23 protein-coding genes are annotated in these 19,633 nt (G+C 47.5%); 10 read left to right on the top strand and 13 right to left on the bottom strand.

Annotated elements, in window-relative coordinates; genetic code table 11:
• The first annotated feature begins 2 nt into the window (after positions 1 to 2).
• The gene (locus ABD846_RS09640) at positions 3 to 458 is read left to right on the top strand and encodes a hypothetical protein (RefSeq protein ID WP_344825884.1); all 456 of its coding nucleotides are present in this window, start codon (positions 3 to 5) and stop codon (positions 456 to 458) included.
• Here the strand turns inward: ABD846_RS09640 and ABD846_RS09635 are convergent.
• Positions 432 to 1,712: a hypothetical protein gene (locus ABD846_RS09635; RefSeq protein WP_344825881.1), complete on the bottom strand. Its 1,281-nt coding sequence runs from the start codon at positions 1,710 to 1,712 to the stop codon at positions 432 to 434. The genes ABD846_RS09640 and ABD846_RS09635 overlap by 27 nt on opposite strands.
• A gap of 131 nt (positions 1,713 to 1,843) precedes the next feature.
• Here ABD846_RS09635 and guaB point away from each other — a divergent pair, with 131 nt between their 5' ends.
• Both guaB and ABD846_RS09625 read left to right on the top strand, forming a co-directional pair.
• Positions 1,844 to 3,313 carry an IMP dehydrogenase gene (gene guaB, locus ABD846_RS09630; RefSeq protein WP_344825878.1) on the top strand — a complete coding sequence of 490 codons (1,470 nt, stop codon included), beginning with the start codon at positions 1,844 to 1,846 and terminating at the stop codon, positions 3,311 to 3,313.
• Positions 3,314 to 3,394: 81 nt separating this feature from the next.
• Positions 3,395 to 4,453, top strand: a complete 1,059-nt coding sequence (locus tag ABD846_RS09625; protein WP_344825875.1) for a class I fructose-bisphosphate aldolase — start codon at positions 3,395 to 3,397, stop codon at positions 4,451 to 4,453.
• 78 nt (positions 4,454 to 4,531) lie between these two features.
• On the opposite strand, the gene ABD846_RS09620 is transcribed toward ABD846_RS09625, so the two are convergent.
• The 10 genes from ABD846_RS09620 to ABD846_RS09575 form a co-directional block, all read right to left on the bottom strand.
• Entirely contained in the window at positions 4,532 to 4,906 is a 375-nt protein-coding gene (locus ABD846_RS09620) for a hypothetical protein (RefSeq protein WP_344825872.1), read from the bottom strand.
• Positions 4,899 to 5,783 (bottom strand): alpha/beta hydrolase, encoded by an 885-nt coding sequence (locus ABD846_RS09615; protein ID WP_344825868.1) that lies wholly within the window; start codon positions 5,781 to 5,783, stop codon positions 4,899 to 4,901. The genes ABD846_RS09620 and ABD846_RS09615 overlap by 8 nt, the downstream gene beginning before the upstream one ends.
• Positions 5,784 to 5,875: 92 nt before the next feature.
• Positions 5,876 to 6,649 (bottom strand): 3-hydroxybutyrate dehydrogenase, encoded by a 774-nt coding sequence (locus ABD846_RS09610; protein WP_344825865.1) that lies wholly within the window; start codon positions 6,647 to 6,649, stop codon positions 5,876 to 5,878.
• A gap of 17 nt (positions 6,650 to 6,666) precedes the next feature.
• Complete coding sequence (locus ABD846_RS09605; protein ID WP_344825862.1) at positions 6,667 to 8,259, bottom strand: peptide chain release factor 3; 1,593 nt, start codon at positions 8,257 to 8,259, stop codon at positions 6,667 to 6,669.
• A 92-nt stretch (positions 8,260 to 8,351) separates the two neighbouring features.
• Positions 8,352 to 8,810 (bottom strand): hypothetical protein, encoded by a 459-nt coding sequence (locus ABD846_RS09600; protein ID WP_344825860.1) that lies wholly within the window; start codon positions 8,808 to 8,810, stop codon positions 8,352 to 8,354.
• Positions 8,811 to 9,031: 221 nt separating this feature from the next.
• Complete coding sequence (locus ABD846_RS09595) at positions 9,032 to 9,781, bottom strand: hypothetical protein (protein ID WP_344825855.1); 750 nt, start codon at positions 9,779 to 9,781, stop codon at positions 9,032 to 9,034.
• Positions 9,782 to 9,805: 24 nt separating this feature from the next.
• Positions 9,806 to 10,417 (bottom strand): CDP-alcohol phosphatidyltransferase family protein, encoded by a 612-nt coding sequence (locus tag ABD846_RS09590; protein WP_344825852.1) that lies wholly within the window; start codon positions 10,415 to 10,417, stop codon positions 9,806 to 9,808.
• A gap of 89 nt (positions 10,418 to 10,506) precedes the next feature.
• Complete coding sequence (locus ABD846_RS09585; protein WP_344825849.1) at positions 10,507 to 10,968, bottom strand: RES family NAD+ phosphorylase; 462 nt, start codon at positions 10,966 to 10,968, stop codon at positions 10,507 to 10,509.
• The gene (parS, locus tag ABD846_RS09580; RefSeq protein ID WP_344825845.1) at positions 10,969 to 11,469 is read right to left on the bottom strand and encodes a type II RES/Xre toxin-antitoxin system antitoxin; all 501 of its coding nucleotides are present in this window, start codon (positions 11,467 to 11,469) and stop codon (positions 10,969 to 10,971) included.
• Positions 11,470 to 11,597: 128 nt separating this feature from the next.
• Positions 11,598 to 11,801, bottom strand: a complete 204-nt coding sequence (locus ABD846_RS09575; RefSeq protein WP_344825842.1) for a hypothetical protein — start codon at positions 11,799 to 11,801, stop codon at positions 11,598 to 11,600.
• A 174-nt stretch (positions 11,802 to 11,975) separates the two neighbouring features.
• Between ABD846_RS09575 and ABD846_RS09570 the strand changes: the two genes are divergently transcribed.
• The 6 genes from ABD846_RS09570 to ABD846_RS09545 all read left to right on the top strand — a co-directional run bounded on the left by ABD846_RS09570 (position 11,976) and on the right by ABD846_RS09545 (position 14,903).
• On the top strand, positions 11,976 to 12,914 hold the full coding sequence (locus tag ABD846_RS09570; protein WP_344825839.1) for a L,D-transpeptidase: 939 nt from the start codon (positions 11,976 to 11,978) through the stop codon (positions 12,912 to 12,914).
• 128 nt (positions 12,915 to 13,042) lie between these two features.
• Positions 13,043 to 13,279 (top strand): 50S ribosomal protein L28, encoded by a 237-nt coding sequence (gene rpmB, locus ABD846_RS09565; RefSeq protein ID WP_344825836.1) that lies wholly within the window; start codon positions 13,043 to 13,045, stop codon positions 13,277 to 13,279.
• Between the two features lie 34 nt (positions 13,280 to 13,313).
• Complete coding sequence (gene rpmG, locus ABD846_RS09560; RefSeq protein ID WP_344825834.1) at positions 13,314 to 13,496, top strand: 50S ribosomal protein L33; 183 nt, start codon at positions 13,314 to 13,316, stop codon at positions 13,494 to 13,496.
• Positions 13,497 to 13,525: 29 nt separating this feature from the next.
• On the top strand, positions 13,526 to 13,696 hold the full coding sequence (locus tag ABD846_RS09555) for a DUF4295 domain-containing protein (RefSeq protein WP_344825831.1): 171 nt from the start codon (positions 13,526 to 13,528) through the stop codon (positions 13,694 to 13,696).
• Positions 13,697 to 13,756: 60 nt separating this feature from the next.
• On the top strand, positions 13,757 to 14,383 hold the full coding sequence (locus ABD846_RS09550; protein WP_344825828.1) for a YiiX/YebB-like N1pC/P60 family cysteine hydrolase: 627 nt from the start codon (positions 13,757 to 13,759) through the stop codon (positions 14,381 to 14,383).
• 34 nt (positions 14,384 to 14,417) lie between these two features.
• Positions 14,418 to 14,903, top strand: a complete 486-nt coding sequence (locus ABD846_RS09545; protein WP_344825825.1) for a nuclear transport factor 2 family protein — start codon at positions 14,418 to 14,420, stop codon at positions 14,901 to 14,903.
• A gap of 3 nt (positions 14,904 to 14,906) precedes the next feature.
• On the opposite strand, the gene ABD846_RS09540 is transcribed toward ABD846_RS09545, so the two are convergent.
• Complete coding sequence (locus ABD846_RS09540; RefSeq protein ID WP_344825822.1) at positions 14,907 to 16,052, bottom strand: proline and serine-rich protein 1 family protein; 1,146 nt, start codon at positions 16,050 to 16,052, stop codon at positions 14,907 to 14,909.
• Between the two features lie 48 nt (positions 16,053 to 16,100).
• Positions 16,101 to 16,841 carry a TrmH family RNA methyltransferase gene (locus ABD846_RS09535; protein ID WP_344825818.1) on the bottom strand — a complete coding sequence of 247 codons (741 nt, stop codon included), beginning with the start codon at positions 16,839 to 16,841 and terminating at the stop codon, positions 16,101 to 16,103.
• A gap of 36 nt (positions 16,842 to 16,877) precedes the next feature.
• Between ABD846_RS09535 and tamL the strand changes: the two genes are divergently transcribed.
• Positions 16,878 to 19,286 carry a translocation and assembly module lipoprotein TamL gene (gene tamL, locus ABD846_RS09530; RefSeq protein WP_344827505.1) on the top strand — a complete coding sequence of 803 codons (2,409 nt, stop codon included), beginning with the start codon at positions 16,878 to 16,880 and terminating at the stop codon, positions 19,284 to 19,286.
• Positions 19,287 to 19,633: the final 347 nt, after the last annotated feature.

The raw sequence follows: 19,633 nt of genomic DNA, 5'->3' as shown, positions 1-19,633 counted from the left end.
TTATGGAAGCTGTTGCGCCTGAAATCTTTAATACGCCGCTTGTACGTGCGGACATTGATTCGCTCTGGGATGAGCAAAATTATCCTCCACTGAATCAATGTGATACATTGGTGATCAGCAGGCCTTATGCGAGCGGGTCTGACGCTGAACAGCAATTGCAACGCATGCTGGGGGCCTGCAAGCTGGATGCTTCCGCTTACCAGATTTTGTTCGTAAACGAAACGGCGTCTTTTGCCTGGCATAAGCTGAAATCGCTCAGCGGCGCCACCAAAGTACTGCTGCTGGGTGTGCAGCCTTCCCAGTTGGGCATTACGGCAATGATGATGTTGCATGCGGTGAACCACTTTAACGGTGCGGTTTGGATGGCTACTTCCTCATTGGAGGAAATAGCGGCAAATGCTCAATTAAAGCAGCACTTATGGGTAAATGTATTAAAGCCTGTTTACCTGCCTTCCTGATCTCCGCGAAACAAACACTCTGTAAAATACATACCCCGACGCGGCAATACCGACGCTGTACGCAAAAGACGATAGCAGGTCGCCTCTTAATGTGAAAAAAAAGAGTCCCGGATATGCAGGGTAGAACAGGCGGGCGAAGCTGTTCGGGTCTTTTCTGCTGAACCAATAATAACGATCGTACCATCCGGCAAATAGTGCGCACACAGCAACCCACAACAACGCTCCGGTGAATCCGAAATCGAGATAACCTTCCGCCGGCAGCGGACTGCAATAGTTATTGAAGTCGGAGCCGGGTCGCGGTGGATTCACAATTGCGCCGCTACCGATGCTTTTGGCGGGCCATACAGATCTGGGTACAAAAAACATCAGGGTCGTGCCGATCTGTTTCCCATGCTGCATACCCTGCGTTTCGGTATGCAAAATGGTATTTCTCAGAGAGGCATAAGCGTCGAAGTCCTGGCTGCAAAAAGTTCGCTGCATGATGTTTCCGGAAGGGTATTGCGATGCGGGCGCCTGCCTGATAAGGCTCAGTAAAGGAAATATGATTATCAAGCCCGCGAACAACAGCGTTTCGAACAAGCGCGCTCGTAGCACCAGCAGCCTCAGACAGCAGGTAATAGCCACCCCGAGATACAGGCATGCGAGCCAGTAACGCGGAATGGCCGTCGGCATATTGGCGAGCGCGGTAAGTGCCATAGCTCCGGTAAGTAATCCCGGGCTAACTTTTCTTTCCCGGTAACCCGTCAGCAGACTCAGTATGCCGCACAATACAATCCCTTTCACAGCTTTATCTGCCAGCAGCTGCAGCGACTGATTCCGGATCAGCCCCGGGGCGTCAACCGCCTGTCGTACCAGCAGATTGGGTGCGATCAGGATTTGTATTGCCAGTGCAATAAACAGCAATATTATTCCAGCGCGGCTTAATCCGTCCGTCCGTGCCGGCAACTGAATCAGTGTTTCGCGCTGTGATCCTTTCCAAACGGCAAGCCGTATGATTCCATAAACCATCATCGCGCACAGAACGACATTATTGGTTGCAAGAAATGATTTCAGGTTTTCCTGGTTATTTGTCCAGGGAAAAGGAAATGTGTGCAATGCAAATTGCAGGAGCGGACTTATTCCAAAAAATACGAGGCAGAACAGCCAGAACAGTTTGTTCAGCGAATAGGGGAGCCTGTCGCACCACAATCCCCATAGCGATAGCAATACAATAGAAATATACCCGGCATATATGAGCGTTTCTGTGGCAGGCACGACGAATAGAATAACCGCTCAAAGATAAATGCCACGCGCCACAATGCAGTGTTTTCAGGCGTTGTACCACGTAAACAATTTTTTTGCGATAATTTTTTGGAAAAGTACACATGCGAGTCGTACTTTTGCAAATGGCTGCAAAATCTAAGTTTTACGGCGAGGGCCTTACTTTTGATGACGTCCTCCTCCTGCCGGCATATTCTGAAGTACTTCCGCGCGAAGTAAATATCCATACCAAACTTACAAAAGACATTACGCTGCATCTTCCGATGGTTTCCGCTGCAATGGATACTGTCACTGAGTATCGTCTTGCGATGGCGCTTGCGCGTGAGGGCGGGATCGGTATCCTGCACAAGAACATGAGTATCGAAAAGCAGGCAGAGCAGGTGCGTAAAGTAAAACGTTCCGAATCAGGTCTGATCACCGACCCCGTAACGCTGAATCCCGATGCTACTGTCGGGGATGCGCTGCGCCTGATGAAAGAAAATAAAATCGGCGGTATCCCGGTAATAGATGCAGACCGCAAGCTGGTTGGCATTGTTACGAACCGCGATCTCCGTTTTGAAAAAAACGCCCGCAAGAAGGTGAGCGAGATCATGACCAGCACAAATCTGGTAACCGCTCCTGTTGGCACCAACATGGCCAAAGCGGAGAAAATTCTCGAACAACATAAAATCGAAAAGCTGCCTATCGTGGCTAAGAATGGCGTACTGATGGGGCTCATTACATTCCGCGATATCGTACAACTGAAGAGTTATCCCAATTCCTGTAAAGACTCCCAGGGTCGCCTCGTGGTAGGTGCCGCGGTGGGTATCACGCAGGACGGACTGGATCGTATTGCGGCGCTGGTACACGCGGGAGTGGATGTGATCACGCTGGATAGCGCGCACGGCCATTCCAAAGGGGTGCTGGATATGGTGAAGCTGGTAAAAAAGACATTTAAAGGACTGAATGTAATTGCGGGTAACATTGCAACAGCAGAAGGCGCGAAAGCGCTTGCTGCGGCAGGAGCCGATGCCGTGAAAGTGGGAGTAGGACCGGGTTCTATCTGTACTACACGTATCGTTACCGGTTGCGGAGCCCCGCAACTGACAGCGATCATTGAGGCGGCAAATGCATTGAAAAAATCAGGCATCCCGGTAATTGCAGACGGCGGTATCCGCTACACCGGAGATATGGTGAAGGCCATCGCTGCAGGAGCCAATTGTGTGATGGCCGGTTCTATTTTCGCAGGAACAGAAGAAAGTCCGGGAGAAACCATCATCTACGAAGGCCGTAAATTCAAATCCTATCGTGGAATGGGTTCAGTAGAGGCAATGAAAGAGGGCTCCAGCGACCGTTACTTCCAGGATGTGGAGGCTGATATCAAGAAACTGGTTCCGGAAGGTATTGTTGGTCGCGTTCCTTATAAAGGCAATCTCAGTGAGATCATGCAGCAGTTTGTAGGCGGATTGCGTGCCGGAATGGGCTACTGCGGTGCGAAAGACATTAAAGCGCTTCAGGAGCAAAGTCAGTTCATTCGCATTACGGCTGCGTCTATGGCCGAAAGCCATCCGCATAACGTAGTGATTACGAAAGAGGCTCCGAACTACAGCCGCTAATTTGAATTTTTTCCCGATATGGGAATTGCAAATGCATTACTTTTGCGCAATTATTTTTAAATCACATTACATAAACACAACATGGCTTCTCAAAAAATTCAAGAATTGTTAGGCGATAAGGCCGCATATTATCTCGATCATAAGTGTACAACGATCGATAAGTCTTCTTTGCACCTGCCTGCTGCTGATACTATTGATAATGTATGGTTACACAGCAACCGCAACCTGCAGACTTTGCGCAGTATCTCCGCATTGTTGAATAACGGACGTCTGGCCAACACCGGTTATGTGTCGATCCTTCCTGTGGATCAGGGTATCGAGCATAGTGCCGGCGCTTCATTTGCTCCGAATCCTATCTATTTCGATCCTGAGAATATCGTGAAGCTTGCTATAGAAGGCGGCTGTAACGCTGTTGCCTCTACTTACGGAGTGCTCGGTTCCGTTGCCCGTAAATACGCGCACAAAATCCCTTTCATCGTTAAGATAAATCATAACGAATTTATTTCTTATCCTAACCGCTTTGATCAGATCATGTTCGGTACCATCAAAGATGCATGGAACATGGGCGCTACCGCTATCGGTGCTACTATCTATTTCGGTAGTGATGAAAGCAGCCGTCAGATCGTTGAAATCGCTAAAGCATTCGAATATGCGCACGAACTGGGTATGGCTACTGTACTGTGGTGCTACCTGCGTAACAGCGCATTCAAAAAAGACGGTGTGGATTACCACACTGCTGCAGACCTGACTGCTCAGGCTAACCACCTCGGTGTTACCCTGCAGGCCGATATCATCAAACAAAAATTACCAACAAACAATGGCGGTTACACTGCGCTGAACTTTGGTAAAACGCATAAAGATGTTTACGAGAAACTGACGACCGATCACCCGATCGATCTGGCTCGCTACCAGGTGGCTAACTGCTACATGGGCCGCGTAGGTCTGATCAACTCCGGTGGAGAGTCTAAAGGAGCTTCCGACCTGTCTGAAGCGGTGATGACTGCCGTGGTGAACAAACGTGCCGGTGGTATGGGTCTGATCAGCGGACGTAAAGCTTTCCAGAAAGATATGAAAGTGGGTGTTGAACTGCTGAATACAATTCAGGATGTTTACCTGGATAACAGCATCACAATCGCTTAATTCCGGTAAATAATTCAAAGCGGGCACAGATATTATCATCTGTGCCCGCTTTCTTTTTAGAGGATTGTGGATTATCGGTTATTCGCGTGTCATCCATATGAGGTACAGGTAGACCGACCGGGCCAGGCGCATCAGCCAGGGTTGCAACAGCAGTACCACGCTGACACTGCTGGCCAGGAAATAGTAAACGCTGTTGTCTGTATAGGAGAGCCCGAAAATGGGATAATACCACAGTATATTCAGGAATAACAAAAGCGTGGTGAGCACGAAATTAATACCGGGACCGTTATTGCTTTCTTCTACCAGCTTCGCGCCGCATTCCGTACAATGTGTATGCATCTGCAGCATCGAACGTAACGGGAATACCGAACGTTGCGTGAACAGATTGCCTTTGCGGCAGTTCGGACACTTACAGCGCAGCAGGGACCAAAGCATCGGCGGCTTGCTAGCCATTTGCCGGAACTGTTTTATCTTCCGGAACCAGATGCTTGACTTTCTTGTAGAATACGCGTATAGCAGCTACAATTTCGCGGGCACCCTTTCCGTACAGCATTGTCTGGTGATTGCCGTCTATTACAGCATATTCGCAGTTTTCGATCAGTTTGGTTGCTTTTTTGGCAAGGTTAGCCGGAAGCAACGCCTGCTCCATCGTATATATACCTAATGCATTCAACAGGATTGCGGGTTGGTGTATATGCTCAAAAATGGTAGCCCAGGGCATGCTCGTGAGCCCTACGGCCATTGCCGTAATATTAGCCAGATTGGAGTTGGTCTGTGTAATACCGTTCTTGTCGATATGCACATCGGCGCGGTAATAGCTCTCCATGGCCTCGTCCCAGAAAGTGTTCTGAGGCGCTTTCTTCATCATCCGCAGATATACGTCGAAGGAGGGGTAGAGCACACCGAGACGACTGAATGTCGGTAACAGCATACGTGCAGCATTCGGATTGAGCTCATGTGCCGCATCCAGCAATATCAGAGCTGCCACACGTTCCGGGAAATTGGCAGAAAGATAAGCGCTGAGCAGTCCCCCGAAAGAGTGTCCGCAAAGCACAGCTTTTTCAATGCCCAAATGATCCAGCAGCCCGATAATATCGCGTGCATGCTCTTCCATGGAATAGCCGAATGCAGGCTTGTCGCTTTCGCCGCGTCCGCGCAGGTCGGGACTATAAATGTGGAAATCGTCTCCCAGTCCGGCGCGGATCACACCGTCAAATGCATGTGCATTGGCGGTGATACCGTGCAGCATCAGCAGTTTGGGCTTGCCGGGTGCCGGGTACTCAATGTAGTGGAGTTGAATGTGGTTGGTCTTGATATGGTGGTCCTTCATTCCCATAAGATAAGCGGTCAGGAAAAGGCAAAATACCTTTTTCCTGACAAATAAGACCTAAAAGTTATGCCCATGCGGGTATAAAATATTTTTTAATGCGCTGTCCAGCCTGCATCCAGCGGCATCGCAATGCCGGTGATCGTTGCACCTGCATCTGAATCTGCCAGGTATAGAATGGTGGATGCGATCGTTTCCACGGGAATAAATTCCTTAATCGCATGTTCGCTCAACATCACTTTATTGATCACTTCTTCGCGGCTCATATTATGCGCCTGCATCTGTGCGCCGATCTGCTTGTCCACGATAGGAGTGAATACGTAGCCCGGACAGATCGCATTGCAGGTAATCCCGAATTGACCGCCTTCCAGCGCCATCACTTTGGTGAAGCCTACCACGCCATGTTTCGCAGCAACGTAGGCGCCTTTAAAAGCAGAGGCGATCAGCCCGTGTGCGGATGCGATGTTGATCACCCGGCCGAATTTGCGTTCTTTCATTTGTGGCCATACCGCTTTTGTAGCGATAAATGTCGCCGTGAGATTGATTGCAATAATGTCATCCCATTTTTCTTCCGGAAAATCCTCTACCGGAGCAACAAACTGAATACCGGCGTTGTTGATGAGAACATCAATAGGACCCAGTTCAGTCTGAGCCTGGTGCACAAATGCTTTGATCTCATCCGCATGCAGCATATTGGCCGGAGAAAAAATATGACCTACCTTATAGGTTGCCGCTACTTCTGCCGCTATCGCAGCTCCGTTCTCTTCGAGCCCATTGAACGCAACGTTATACCCTTTCGCTGCAAATGCTTTTGCTGTTGCAAGTCCGATCCCGCTGGTACTGCCGGTGATCAATACTGTTTTTGCCATATCGCTCTTTTTTAGTGCTATTGTTGTTTCGTTTTGAATTCGCTGGTAAAATGGAACTCGATATCCGGATTATTCTGACGTTCGGTGTTCAGGAACCATTCGCTTTGGGCCAGATACACGAGGTTGCCATCTTTATCTTCCATCACATTCTGCTGTTTGAAGCGCACAAAATCCTCCAGCTTTTTCCGGTCTCCCGTGATCCAGCACGCTTTATAGAAATTCAGCGGCATGAATGCACATGATGCGCCGTATTCCTGTAACAGGCGGTACTGGATTACTTCGAATTGCAGTTCTCCCACGCATCCGATGATTTTGCGGTTGCCGCCATGTTGTGTAAACAGTTGCGCCACGCCTTCGTCTGTAAGCTGACTGATCCCTTTTTCCAGTTGCTTTGTTTTCATCGGATCTTTATTGATGAGCTCCTTGAAGATTTCCGGAGAGAAGGTAGGGATACCGGTAAACTGCATCATTTCACCTTCCGTAAGTGTGTCTCCGATCTTGAAGTTGCCGGTATCGAATAAGCCGACCACATCACCGGGATACGCGTCTTCAATTACTTCCTTTTCCCTGGCCATAAAAGAGTAGGGGTTTGAGAAGCGCACATCTTTTTCCAGTCGGGTATGTTTATAAAAAGTATTGCGTTGGAAACGGCCGGAACATACGCGCAGGAATGCAATACGGTCGCGGTGGCGCGGGTCCAGATTTGCATGTATTTTAAAGATGAAGCCGCTGAACTTATCCTCATCCGGTTCCACAAAACGTTTGTCGGTACTGCGACCCAGCGGTTCGGGTGCGATCTGGATGAAGGTGTCGAGCAGTTCTTTTACGCCGAAGTTGTTAACCGCTGAGCCGAAGAAAACAGGTGCAACCTTGCCCTGCAGGTATTCGTTTTTATCCAGTGCTCCATATACGCCATCGAGCAGTTCCACGTCCTCACGTAATTGTGCAGCATCGCGTTCGCCTACTTTCTGATCCAGCAGACTGACGTTGATATCAGGGATCTGAACGGTATTTTCTTCGTCCGATTTCTGGTTCGGGGTAAATAATTGCAGGCTCTTCTCGTACAGATTGTACACACCTTTGAATTCCTTACCCATATTGATAGGCCAGGTAAGCGGGTGCAACCGTATATTCAGCTCCTTTTCAATCTCATCCAGCAGATCGAATGGGAGTTTACCGTCCCGGTCCATTTTGTTGATGAATACGATTACCGGAGTGTCACGCATACGACAGACTTCCATTAGGCGGCGTGTTTGCTCTTCAACTCCGTTCACGCTGTCGACCACGAGGATAACGCTGTCCACGGCGGTAAGCGTCCTGTAAGTATCTTCTGCGAAGTCCTTGTGACCCGGAGTATCCAGCAGATTGATCAGGATATTTTTATATTCGAAGCACATCACCGAAGTGGCTACAGAGATACCTCTCTGACGCTCAATCTCCATAAAGTCGGAGGTGGCATGCTTCTTGATCTTATTGCTTTTTACAGCACCCGCAACCTGGATCGCGCCACCAAACAGCAATAATTTCTCGGTCAGGGTTGTTTTACCGGCATCCGGATGCGAGATAATCGCGAAGGTGCGCCGGCGGGCAATTTCTTTTTCGTATTTCAACTGTTACGCTTTGTGTGATAAAGGCGCAAAGATAGTCCCGCAAACTGATATGGCAATTTGCGGGACGAAAACTTAAACTGTAAGTTGTCAGCTTAGTATACCAGGTCGCTGCTCAGTTTGGCAGTACGCACAGAATCTCCGGTACTCGGGTCGTCTATTTCAATAATTACGTCTGTCATCTGCATACGTACTTTGCCATCGGCTACCGTTACGTTAACGGTTCCCGAAATGCCTGTACCGATCGTCAACGGACTCATCTGGGTGGTAAGGATATGTACTTTGTCATCGATACTGCCGGTAACAGTATAAGATTTTGAAGCAGACGGAATTGCATCAAAGAAAAGGGACACGCTGGAACCGTCCATAGATGCAAATGCATAAGAACTGTCATTGTACGTTTTTGTTACGGAAGTGTACGACTTACTGTCTATCGACCAGGTAGAGGAAGAAGGCATAGAAGTGCTTTTCTTGTCATCTTTCTTACAGGCGCTCATGCTTGCAGCGAAGCCCAGGGTTGCCACCAGGCCAATTTTAAGGATATTTTTGGTCATGTGATTAATTTGCTCACAAAATAAAAATCCAGATATAGAAAGTCAATGCCTGCAGCTATCTGTTTTTTTAACGGTATCGCAGTTTTTTTAACGGTAATTATCCCTCGGCGATTTATGCTAATAGCTCTGTTCCGACACTCCTGCATGAAGTGAATCGGAGCTGCTTTTCCCTGCCGGCCTGCGGATAAATCCTGAACCTGATCGGACTACTCGCGGAATGTTTATTGCTGCCGGATCATAGGTGGGATATCTATGCCGCATGAGTGGCACTGCCGATGTTTTTTCAACCCCAGCCTGTACAGAATTCTGCGCCACCTGGCCCGTCTTCGCATGCTTTTGTCCGGCCGTACCGGAACATAGTACGGTCCGGTAATAACACTTCCGTTATCTGAAAGTACAAAAAAGAGGTCTTCTCCACGGAGCAAATGCATTCCCGCCATAGATATCAATATGGATTTTCCCCTGATCTCTTCCAAAGGAATCAACAGGTCATCGTTATTGTCTTTTATTTTGACTGTATAGTGGCCGGAACGCACAGGTGGCAGGCTGTCCAGTGTTACATAGTCCGCTCGCGCTTTTGCACAAGTCCACCGCATCGACTTTTTCTGCTCATTCTCTAAGCTTACACAAAAGCTATGGTTGAAACTCGGATATTCACGAAAATGGAAATGCACCTGGTCGTCTTGTGTCAACGATTCTTCTATTCTGTAGGTGGTGCGTTTATCCGGTACGTCTATATCGGTGCACATGAAAATGGTGTCTTTATAAACGTAATATCGGCCACGGCCAAAATAATTCACCGTAAGGCAGCCCCAGCTATGATAAAACTCAAGTGTGCTGTCGCTAATGCTTATATAATTGTCTTTGTAAACGTAGCGGCGCCCCTCCAGCCCGGTTGACTGTGCCCGTGCCGGCAAATTGCATAACAGCAGGAAAAAGTAGAACCATTTGCAGTAATTCGGAGTATGCATAGCGTGGAAGGTTATCTGAAAGTATTATCCGTTCAGCAACTTATGTCGCTTTATTGCTTTGTTATGGCGCAGCCGGATCGCATGATACAAGGTGGGAACGTCATTTGTCCACTTGCGCAGGCATAAAATGATCAGTATTATCTCCAGCCGGGTCACCATGCCAACCCAAATACTCAGTTGGAATAGTATCCCGGAAGAGCAGGAAAGCATGATCTGGGTGAGTGCACAGCAGAGCAAAGCAGCCCATATTTTTGCTCCTATCGAATGCGTCGCGATCTCTTTACGGAATTTTATAAAGCTCACTACATAAGTAAGCGCTTCAAATGCCAGTAACACAATGATCGCTGCCGCATGTGCTTTGAAGAAGTCTGTGCAACGGATGTACGCAGCTGCCGCAACACAAAGAAAGAATATCTGGTCCACGGAAGAATCCAGTCGTCTGAGCTTTTGCGTTGAAATCCCCAGTTGTCGGGCAATCACTCCGTCAAATACATCAGAAAGGAAGCCGTAAACCAGTAATGCAGCCGGAATTGTCCCCGTGCACCCGGGGCTTGTCAGCGCAAGTGTAAGTATTGCGAAGCCTGCCAGGAGCCGTGAACTAATCAATAACAGGGGTATATTGTTGCGTAGCGACATGTGGTGTGTTTAGTGCAACAATAATAAACACATTTTCAATCAGATTTGTTTCTGTTGATTGCTGATGTTATTCCTGTCCGTGAATTCGATCAATGAAATATGCGCTTATCGAACGGAAAAGGAGCAATATCTGTTATTGTAATCCTGGCAAAATCTTTATGGTAAGGATTGATCAGCACGTTAAAGTCCCCTTGGGTCACTGCAGACGGAATAACCAAGGCGCAGTATTGATTTGCGTGTACGAAATCGTCGCCGATCTTTTGCGTGGCAATAGGGTGGGGAAAGTCTTTCCAATGTGCCGGCAGCGCCTGTTCGCTTATTTTCTGAACAGTAACATCGTCCGGGATGTGAATGGTAACCATTACATAGTCTTCCGGCAGGGTTGCAAGTGTGCAGTGCACCGCTACTTCCGCCATTGCAAGAGAGCGGTGGTTGATTGCGGTGTACACCAGTTCTATGCCTATGGAATTCCAACGGGCACCTTTTAAGGCTGCACCTTGCCCGGACAATGGAGCTGCATAAGGCCTTCTGGCGAGTCGGAACACTTCCATTCAGACGAGTATTCCGTAATTGATGCGGGTAAGTTCACTGATCACCAGTTCCTTGCCGTAAGAGTCTTTTAGTAATTCGATGGGTTTGAGGCGCCCCAGAGCATAGTTTGGGGTATTAAGCCAAAGGCGGAGTTTTTCCATATTGCCGAATACATCAAGACCTACTTTCGTCACCTCTGCCATTTCAATGATCTTTTCTGAGTGAATAGGTTTGAAATGATGCTCAGAACTGGTTCTGTAGCGTTGCAACGATTTCGTGGAAATATCCAGAAAGTTTGCCCAGTCGCTTTCTGTGAATGGTGTATAATCCTGAATCAGGTCAAAGAGCGAGTAGGGAATACCGTTCCGGATTGCACCGATGATCAGCATTTTATTTTCCAGAAAGTCGGCATAGCTCACCGGTTTGCCCGCCTCCACCGGGTACCCGGAAAAGTCTCCTGATTTAAAAAAGCTTGCAATTTCCTTATCCAGCCGCAACTCAATTTTTGATACTGCTCCCATCCTTGAGACATTTGTCCACAAATATAGGACATTTATCTTTGCCAATAAATTTTTCGCTGATAAGATCATATCAAAAAGCCCCTTCCGAACGGGAAGGGGCTTTTTGATTTTTGGGTGGACAGAATAAATTACAACTTGATTTCACATTCAGTAATACCCTGAACGTCACCCCTATCGCATTCGGAGCGGGCATCGGACAGAGATTGTTTCGGAAGGTCACGCGTAATACCGGCACTGCCGTTTACGGGTTTACATTCGCAGGTATAAGATTTGCGGCAAGAAGTTGCGGCCATTGCGGTCAGGGCGAATACGCCAATCATTAGCTTTTTCATAATCGTCTTTGTTTATTGTTTCCACAAAAATATTCACCGCAGTGTGCAGGGTGGTTCAAACTAACCGAACGCTTTGTTAAGGCTATCCTGTGAAAATGTGAATACGCTGAAAGGACCCGGGAATAATTTCCTCAGATGAAAGATTCGTACGATAATTGTAAATCGAAATCCTATATGAAATATATACATCAACTAAACTGCCTGATCGTGCTGAGTATTGCTGCGTACGGCTGTGATAATGCCAATAAGCAACCTGTTCCGGCTCCTGCTGCAGGTACTGCAAAGCAAATGGAAACTGTTTCCGGGAAAGCTGCAAAGCCTGAAGAACCTGCTCTTGCTGAAGTGCACTACCATTTTGAATATAAAAAGGTATGGTCGGCCGGAGATTCTTTCAGCGGAAATGCGCACAAAGACATCTTATGTTACCTCAATCGTGTGGACGAAAAGCATCTGAAGCGACTGGACAGTTTTATTGTTCCGGATCTTTACGATCGTAAGCCGGAAGATTATATGCCGTTCCCGGCGTATTCCGAAAGTTTGAAGGATATCCGGAAGGTGATTATTTTTTCTTATCCCACACAGGCATTTGCCGCGTATGAGCAAGGTAAAAGAATCATAAGCGGACCTACAAATATGGGTAAAAAGGCTTCCAGGACACCCACAGGTCTGTTCTTTTGCAACTGGAAGTCTAAAGAGACCAAAAGCACGGTGAATGAGGAGTGGATCCTGAAGTGGAATTTCAATGTAAGCAATATGGGCGGTGTCGGCTTCCATCAGTACGATCTGCCGGGTTATCCCGCTTCGCACAGTTGTATGCGCCTGCTGGAAGAACAGGCGCGTTTTCTGTACGGATGGGCCGATCAGTGGAAATTGTCCGCTTCCGATCAGTTGCTGGAAAAAGGAACACCGGTTATTATATACGGAGCTTATCCGTTCGGACAGCCGCGGCCCTGGTTTGCGCTCACCGGTAATGCACACGCATTGGATATCAGTGAAGAGCAATTGAATGAACTGGTAAAACCTTACTTGGAGGAAATAATGGCTGCGCAGCAGGCTAGAGGCGCATCGGAAGCTAATGCCAGTTCCGTCACCAACACCCAAACAGTGTTGTAAATTGTGTATTTTTGCACGAATTAAGAGGTTAAACGCTTGTTTTACGGAAAGGAACAAAAAAATACAAAAAATATTTTTGTTGTTTCAGTAAAAAGCCTCACCTTTGCAGTCCTTAAAAAAACAGAATTATGGCAAGAGTTTGTCAAGTAACGGGTAAAAAACCAATGGTAGGCCACAAAGTATCTTTTTCTAACAAAAAAGCTTTGCGTCGCTTCCTGCCTAATCTTCAGGTAAAACGTATGTACCTTGCAGAAGAAGATAAGTGGATCACTTTGAAACTTTCTACTGAAGCACTGCGTACTATCAATAAAAACGGTCTGATGGCAACCGTAAAACAACTGCGTGCAGAAGGCCATAAAATCTAACCTATTATATTAAGTTTCAAAACATTTCATAACAATGGCAAAGAAAGGCAACCGCGTACAGGTAATTTTGGAATGCACTGAGCATAAAAACAGCGGCTTAGCGGGAACCAGCCGTTATATTACCAGCAAAAACAAAAAGAACACTCCGGAGCGCATCGAGTTGAAAAAATACAACCCGCTGATGAAACGTGTGACCGTTCATAAAGAAATCAAGTAATTAATACCACTTTTTAAAATATTTAAGTCATGGCAAAAGCAGCTAAAACCGCGATTAAAAAAGACCCAAAGCTGGCAGCTGAAGCTAAGAATTACACTAAAGTAATCAAAGCTGTTCGTAGCCCGAAGACTGGTGCTTACACTTTTAAAGAGAACATCATTCACAAGGATAAAGTGAAAGATTTTCTCGCAAGCAACTAATTCTTTTTGAAGTTTTTTTAAGAGAGACCGGTCTTCCTGCAAGACCGGCTTTTTTATTTTATGATCCGCAGTTTTCTTATCTCCGGCTTACTGCTGCTTTTTATTGGCTTATGCTCCTGCGGACGGATCCAAGCGCCACAGGTGGCAGGCGATAAGCCAGTTGCAGACAATGTCCTGCAGCAATTGCGCACAGGCGATATCGTGCTGCGTGCCGGAAAAGACGAGATCAGTCATTTTTTTACCCGGCTTAATCAGCAAGATCATCGTTTTTCCCATTGCGGTATCATTGTCGTGTCGGATTCTGCCATACAGGTCGCTCATATTACCGCAGGTGGCAAAAGTAACAGCGGCGACCTGCATTACGAGTTGTTATCTTCTTTCGTTGCAGCAGCGCATAACACGGAATGGACCGTGTTCCGGCCTCCGCTTGCCGAATCGCAAAGAGCTGCTGTACCAAGGATATTAAGCCGGCTCTTTGCGGCTCATATCCGTTTTGATAAACGTTTTGACCTCGCTACAGACAACGAACTGTACTGTTCTGAAATGGTCTGCAAGGTACTGAGGTCGGCCGGAGTAGGGGATTCCGTATTTCATATCTCCATTGCCGGCAATGGAAAGCCTTATATCGGTACCGACGACCTCTATCTGAATAATCGCTGTACAACCATTTGCCAGATTATTTATTAGTAGTAGCTTCGCAGCTTCCAACATGCGCATAACTATGAAATATTTCAGCCTTTCTTTTCTGCTTGTACTATTGCTAAGTTTCAGCTCCTGCAGTAATAATGATCCCAAATATGTAGCCGAAAAGTTCCTGACCAGCGTGGCAAGAGCAGACCTGGATGAAGCCAAAAAGTATTGCGATTCCACAACGGTGGAACTGCTGGATCAGGCAGACTACCTGAATATGGTTCCGGATTCCGTAAAGGCAGAAGGGCGAAAGCTGAAAGTGAATATCGTAGATGTGAAAACGAATGGAGATAAAGCCGTCGTTACTTATACCACTTCCAAGCTGGCCGAAAACCAGCTTATCACTCTGGTGAAGCAGAATGGTAAATGGCTGGTACAGCTGGATAAGGCCCAGCAATACGAAGAGGATGATCAACCGATCATGACCGAAGCGCTGGACAATATTCCCGACAGTACAACGCTTGCAAAGCCTTCTGATTCCACCATAGCAGATACGGCGACCAAACCGGCTCCATAAGCTTTATCTGCTGCGGCTCAGTTGGTCGATCTCATTTTTGGAACTTGTATAGTTGAACTCAGATTTGAGTGATGCCATATTTTGCGGATCACTGATCCTGGCATACCCCCATTTTACCAGCTCCAGGCGCGTGCCTTCAAACAGCAGGAAGTGTAGCATATTACCAAGCTGCGCAACGGTAAACGTGGTGCGGGACAAACCGGATTGCAACAATTTTATTTTTTCACTGTCTGACACTTTCTGGTCGCATGCCTGCTGTAACGCAGCGAGTCGCTGTTCTGTGAGCGGACTCAGTTTTTCGTTAGATACAGCTCCCGTAGATGGATCAGCATCGGCGGCATCAGGCCCCTGCTCTTTGATACGCAGCATTTCCTGCTCCAGTGTTCGCTTGGAGCTCTGGAATGAGAGTTTATTGCTCACCAAAAGGTAGTTATCCGGATCGCTTACGCGCGGGTAGCAGTAAGTGGCGATTTCCAGCTTATTGGATTCAAAATTGAGCCAGTTCATGATAGTGATCACCTGTTCGGTCATCAGCGTTTTATCGCTCAGAAACAGCTTTATAGTCCGTACTTTATCTGTGGTACTTATTTTGTCTTCCACAGATGTCCGCAGCATTTCCATCTGAGCGGCTGTTATACGGTTGCGTTCGTTGTAATACGAAACCTGGCTGCTCTGGTCATTACGCCCTTTATCATATTCCCAGCTTTCGTCGTTACGGCCGTCCGAAAAATCGGGTCTGTTATCGATCGGGAAAGCTTTGTTGCGTTCATCTACCGAACTCATGCGCGATTCCCGCACTTTCAGCGTTCCGTTTGCCGGATCGATCATGCAGTAATAAGTCCTGCCCCCGTCTATCTGCATGCGGCCTTTGAATACAAGTACCGCCCTGTCGCGCCCTGCGCGACCGCTTCTTCCGGAATGATCAGTGGCTGGGTAATAGTAATAAGCTTTTAATTCGTGCATCCCTTTAGGAATATTGCCAACAGTAAGGATATTGCCGTATTTGCGGAAATGCCTTCCGTCGAGCACCAGCGTCAGCGGCTGACCGTCTCTCAGCTGTACCTGAAGTGTGCCCTGATAGCTCTGAGCAGCTACAGGAGCGGTAAATACGGTATTGAGTAATGTAACCAGTGAAAGTATGCGTTTCATATCTGTGATCAGTCTTGCGTATAATAAAAATCAGAAAAATAATATTTGCTATCCGAAAAAGTGGGCGCACAGTATTCCTGTAGATATAGCTGCGTTTAACGATTCGGCACCACCTTTTTTCGGAATGGTTGTTGCCAGGGCGCCGGGCGGCAATGTTTCCGGTCTTATTCCCTGGCCTTCGTTGCCGATTACGAGTATGCCTTCGACCTGTGGGGTAAGCGAACGGTAATCGGTTCCGCCGAGCAGCGCTGCCCATATGGTTTTCCCAGAGTGCAGCAGTGTAGCTGCAAGGTCGCAATAGATGGCTTTCACCCTCAGATGAGCCCCCATTGCGGACTGCACTACCTTGGGATTGTATATGTCCACACAATCCTGCGAGCAAAGAACGTAGGGAATGCCGTACCAGTCGGCAATGCGGAGAATGGTACCCATATTTCCGGGATCGCGTATACCGTCCAGTGCAATACCTGATCCGGCAGGGATTGCAGAAGAGCTATTGGGCGCGGGAAGCTTTACCACTAATAGTACTTTATTAGGAGACTGCAGTGTGGAGATCGTTTTCAATTCCTCTTCAGTAACCGGGGTAACACGGGCATCCGGATGGCGTGCAATCAGCGCTTCATGCTCCGAAATCCAGGAGGGAAGTGCCGCAATTTGTTCTACTTTTTGCTCAGAAAGCAGCCACTCACCTGCAATTTTTTCGCCTTCCGCTATAAAACAACCGGTTTCTTCACGAAATTTTTGAATGGCTAATGAACGAATGTATTTACTTTGCGTTTTTGAGAGCATGCTGCAAATCTAATAGTTTGCGGACATTAAACATTGATGACAACGAAGCAACTGAATTTTTCACCAACACTCCGGGTCCATTTTATATGGATGCTTTGTCTGTTGCTCGCTTCGTGCAGCTCCACCAAACGACTCAAAGAGGGGGAGTATCTGTTGCGCTCGAATACACTGCGTGTCCGCTCAGACAAAACGATCACCAATAAAGGACTGCTGCAGGACCAATTGAATCTGCTGGTAATCCAGAAGACAAATACTTACTGGAGCGGCGTATTTCCTTTCAAGCTCTGGCGCTACAATATCCGTTACCGTAAGTTTGTGAATACCCAGCCGGGAGATCTGCCCAAATCAATCGAAAAGCCGGTGGTGTACGACAGCACACTACAGATCCGCACCGTTGCGAATATGAAGAATTTCCTGTTCAATCAGGGCTATTTCAATGCTTCCATCCGCGACACCGTTAAGTTTAAAGGGAAAAAAGCTTACGCGTATTATTACATCAACACCGGTATCAGCTATCTCGTAAACAATGTTTATGTAGAGGCCGATGATTCGACCGTTGCAGCGATTGTACGAAGCAGCCTGTCCCAGACAAAATTTCAGCGCGAGAAAGAATACAATAAGCTTTTGGCTGATGAGGAAAGAGCCCGCATCATCACAGAACTGCAAAACCGTGGCTATTACCGCTTTTCGCAGGATAACGTAAGCTTCGAGCTGGATACCGTGAATAAGGAACGTCTGCGCGATGCGGAAAATCTGTTTGAAAGCGCGATCAACTTTCTTACGTTGCAGAAGCGTCAGAAGAAATTGTCGCTGGACGTAAAAATCATTGTCCATAACAATGGGGATTCGCTTTCCTACGCGCAATATGAAATGGGGAAGGTGATTGTTTTTCCGGATTTCATCGACCGTTCCACCGCCTTTGATTCTAACCTGATCAGCGTGACGCTGGACGATATTTCTTACCGCTACCGTAACTATTACGTGCGGGAAGGGGTGCTGGGCCGTCAGATATTTGTCCGTCCCGGAGAACGGTATTCCCGGACCAATCATCAGCTGACGATTACTAAACTGAATGAACTCGGGATCTTTCAGATGATCAACGTGTACTTTATAGAAGATACTGCAGAGCGCACGAAACACTTGCTCAACTGTTATATTACGCTGAGTCCTTCTGATAAGGTTGATGCGTCCGCATCGCTGGAGGTGGCAAACGCCACCACGTACGTATTGGGTAATTCTATCGGACTGGGGTACCGGAATAAAAATCTTTTTAAAGGAGCCAACCTGCTGAGCCTGAATACCACCGGCGGTATTGAAATGTCGAACAGCAATAATGAAGGGTCGAAATTCCTCGAGAATGTAAAATTGCAGAGCCGTAATTTCGGGGTAAACGGAACGCTTACTTTCCCCAAATTCCTGTCACCATACCGACCGAAATGGCTCGACCGTCGAAACCTGCCTAAGACGCAGCTGATGCTGGGTGTGAACATGCTGGATCGTATCGACCTGTTCCGCCTGACGAATATCTCCTCTGCATTTTCCTACAACTGGCATCAGAACAGGATGATCACCTGGGATTTTTCCCCTGCATTTGCCAATATCGTGTTACCTGTTATCCGGCCTGCTTTCCAGGGAAGGCTGGATTCCAATGAGGTACTGCGTAATACGTATCGTCGTACGTTCATAGAGGGCGAACAGTTGTATTTTACTTTTACCGATCAGGAGAAAAAGCAGAACCGGAACTATTATTACGTGCGGATGGGTGTTGAAGAGGCCGGTATTCTGATGTCGGGTATCAATAAGCTGCAGAAAGCGATCAGTAACGGACCGGATTTTATTTTTGACCAGTATGTGAAATTCGATCTGGACGCACGACATTATATAAACGTGCGCAGCTCTTTGCTCGCACTGCGCTTTCTGGCGGGTATCGGATCTCCTTATGGCGACTCGAAGACTTTACCTTATATCAAACAGTATTTTGTGGGTGGTGCCTACAGTATCCGCGGCTGGCGTCCCCGAACCCTGGGTCCGCTGGCTGGTTCCGATACTGCCGGTACCAGTGTAGACAGGACGGGCGATATCAAGCTGGAAATGAATGCCGAATACCGGTTTGATATGATACAGCTTTTTTCGGGCACGCTGAAACTGAATGGCGCCATATTTGCCGATGCAGGAAATACCTGGCTTGCACGTAAGTCTTCCACCACTTTGGGCGGCGACTTCGATATCAGCCGGCTCGGTCATGATATTGCAGTGAGCACCGGAGCCGGATTGCGTGTGATTGTGGCGGAGTTCTTCACCGTGCGGCTGGATGCTGCCTTCCCCGTTAAAAATCCGTACGTGGCTGCGAACAACGGATGGATTATCCGCTATGTGGATCTCGGCAACAGTGAATGGCGTCAGAAAAACGTCGTGATCAACCTGGCAATCGGTATGCCTTTCTAATTACTTCACCACACGCTATATAAAACGATTCCGCAAGGGAGGCCAGGATTTCATTTGCAGGATTGTTGATTTTAGTTGGCAACGGGTAAATTGTATGCCATATTAATCTGATTTTGCAATATTCCCGGCACTGCTCATCAGGCTCTCGGAAGGCTTAGTGCATTTCCCCGCACTGTTCAACTGGTTTTCAGAAGTTCCGGCGCATTTCCCAGAACTCTTCATATGTCTCTCAGAAAGCTTAGTGCATTTCCCTGAACTGTTCATCCGTTTCTCGGAAGCTTTAGCGTATTTCTCTGAGCTCTTCATACGTCTCTCATAAGGCTTAGCGCGTTTCCCGGAGTGGTTTA

Origin of the sequence: Rurimicrobium arvi (assembly GCF_039540495.1) — a bacterium.
GTDB lineage: Bacteria > Bacteroidota > Bacteroidia > Chitinophagales > Chitinophagaceae > Rurimicrobium > Rurimicrobium arvi.
The sequence above is the reverse complement of the archived record's forward strand: the minus strand, read 5'-3'. Positions and strand labels throughout refer to the sequence as shown.

Excerpts from the sequence above, each read along its gene's own strand:
- ABD846_RS09570 (WP_344825839.1), top strand. The coding sequence starts at position 11,976 with ATGAAATATATACATCAACTAAACTGCCTGATCGTGCTGAGTATTGCT.
- ABD846_RS09575 (WP_344825842.1), bottom strand. The coding sequence starts at position 11,801 with ATGAAAAAGCTAATGATTGGCGTATTCGCCCTGACCGCAATGGCCGCA.
- guaB (WP_344825878.1), top strand. The coding sequence starts at position 1,844 with ATGGCTGCAAAATCTAAGTTTTACGGCGAGGGCCTTACTTTTGATGAC.
- tamL (WP_344827505.1), top strand. The coding sequence starts at position 16,878 with ATGACAACGAAGCAACTGAATTTTTCACCAACACTCCGGGTCCATTTT.
- ABD846_RS09545 (WP_344825825.1), top strand. The coding sequence starts at position 14,418 with ATGAAATATTTCAGCCTTTCTTTTCTGCTTGTACTATTGCTAAGTTTC.
- ABD846_RS09610 (WP_344825865.1), bottom strand. The coding sequence starts at position 6,649 with ATGGCAAAAACAGTATTGATCACCGGCAGTACCAGCGGGATCGGACTT.
- ABD846_RS09540 (WP_344825822.1), bottom strand. The coding sequence starts at position 16,052 with ATGAAACGCATACTTTCACTGGTTACATTACTCAATACCGTATTTACC.
- rpmG (WP_344825834.1), top strand. The coding sequence starts at position 13,314 with ATGGCAAAGAAAGGCAACCGCGTACAGGTAATTTTGGAATGCACTGAG.
- parS (WP_344825845.1), bottom strand. The coding sequence starts at position 11,469 with ATGGGAGCAGTATCAAAAATTGAGTTGCGGCTGGATAAGGAAATTGCA.
- ABD846_RS09535 (WP_344825818.1), bottom strand. The coding sequence starts at position 16,841 with ATGCTCTCAAAAACGCAAAGTAAATACATTCGTTCATTAGCCATTCAA.
- ABD846_RS09620 (WP_344825872.1), bottom strand. The coding sequence starts at position 4,906 with ATGGCTAGCAAGCCGCCGATGCTTTGGTCCCTGCTGCGCTGTAAGTGT.
- ABD846_RS09625 (WP_344825875.1), top strand. The coding sequence starts at position 3,395 with ATGGCTTCTCAAAAAATTCAAGAATTGTTAGGCGATAAGGCCGCATAT.
- ABD846_RS09585 (WP_344825849.1), bottom strand. The coding sequence starts at position 10,968 with ATGGAAGTGTTCCGACTCGCCAGAAGGCCTTATGCAGCTCCATTGTCC.
- rpmB (WP_344825836.1), top strand. The coding sequence starts at position 13,043 with ATGGCAAGAGTTTGTCAAGTAACGGGTAAAAAACCAATGGTAGGCCAC.
- ABD846_RS09590 (WP_344825852.1), bottom strand. The coding sequence starts at position 10,417 with ATGTCGCTACGCAACAATATACCCCTGTTATTGATTAGTTCACGGCTC.
- ABD846_RS09550 (WP_344825828.1), top strand. The coding sequence starts at position 13,757 with ATGATCCGCAGTTTTCTTATCTCCGGCTTACTGCTGCTTTTTATTGGC.
- ABD846_RS09640 (WP_344825884.1), top strand. The coding sequence starts at position 3 with ATGGAAGCTGTTGCGCCTGAAATCTTTAATACGCCGCTTGTACGTGCG.
- ABD846_RS09595 (WP_344825855.1), bottom strand. The coding sequence starts at position 9,781 with ATGCATACTCCGAATTACTGCAAATGGTTCTACTTTTTCCTGCTGTTA.
- ABD846_RS09600 (WP_344825860.1), bottom strand. The coding sequence starts at position 8,810 with ATGACCAAAAATATCCTTAAAATTGGCCTGGTGGCAACCCTGGGCTTC.
- ABD846_RS09555 (WP_344825831.1), top strand. The coding sequence starts at position 13,526 with ATGGCAAAAGCAGCTAAAACCGCGATTAAAAAAGACCCAAAGCTGGCA.
- ABD846_RS09615 (WP_344825868.1), bottom strand. The coding sequence starts at position 5,783 with ATGAAGGACCACCATATCAAGACCAACCACATTCAACTCCACTACATT.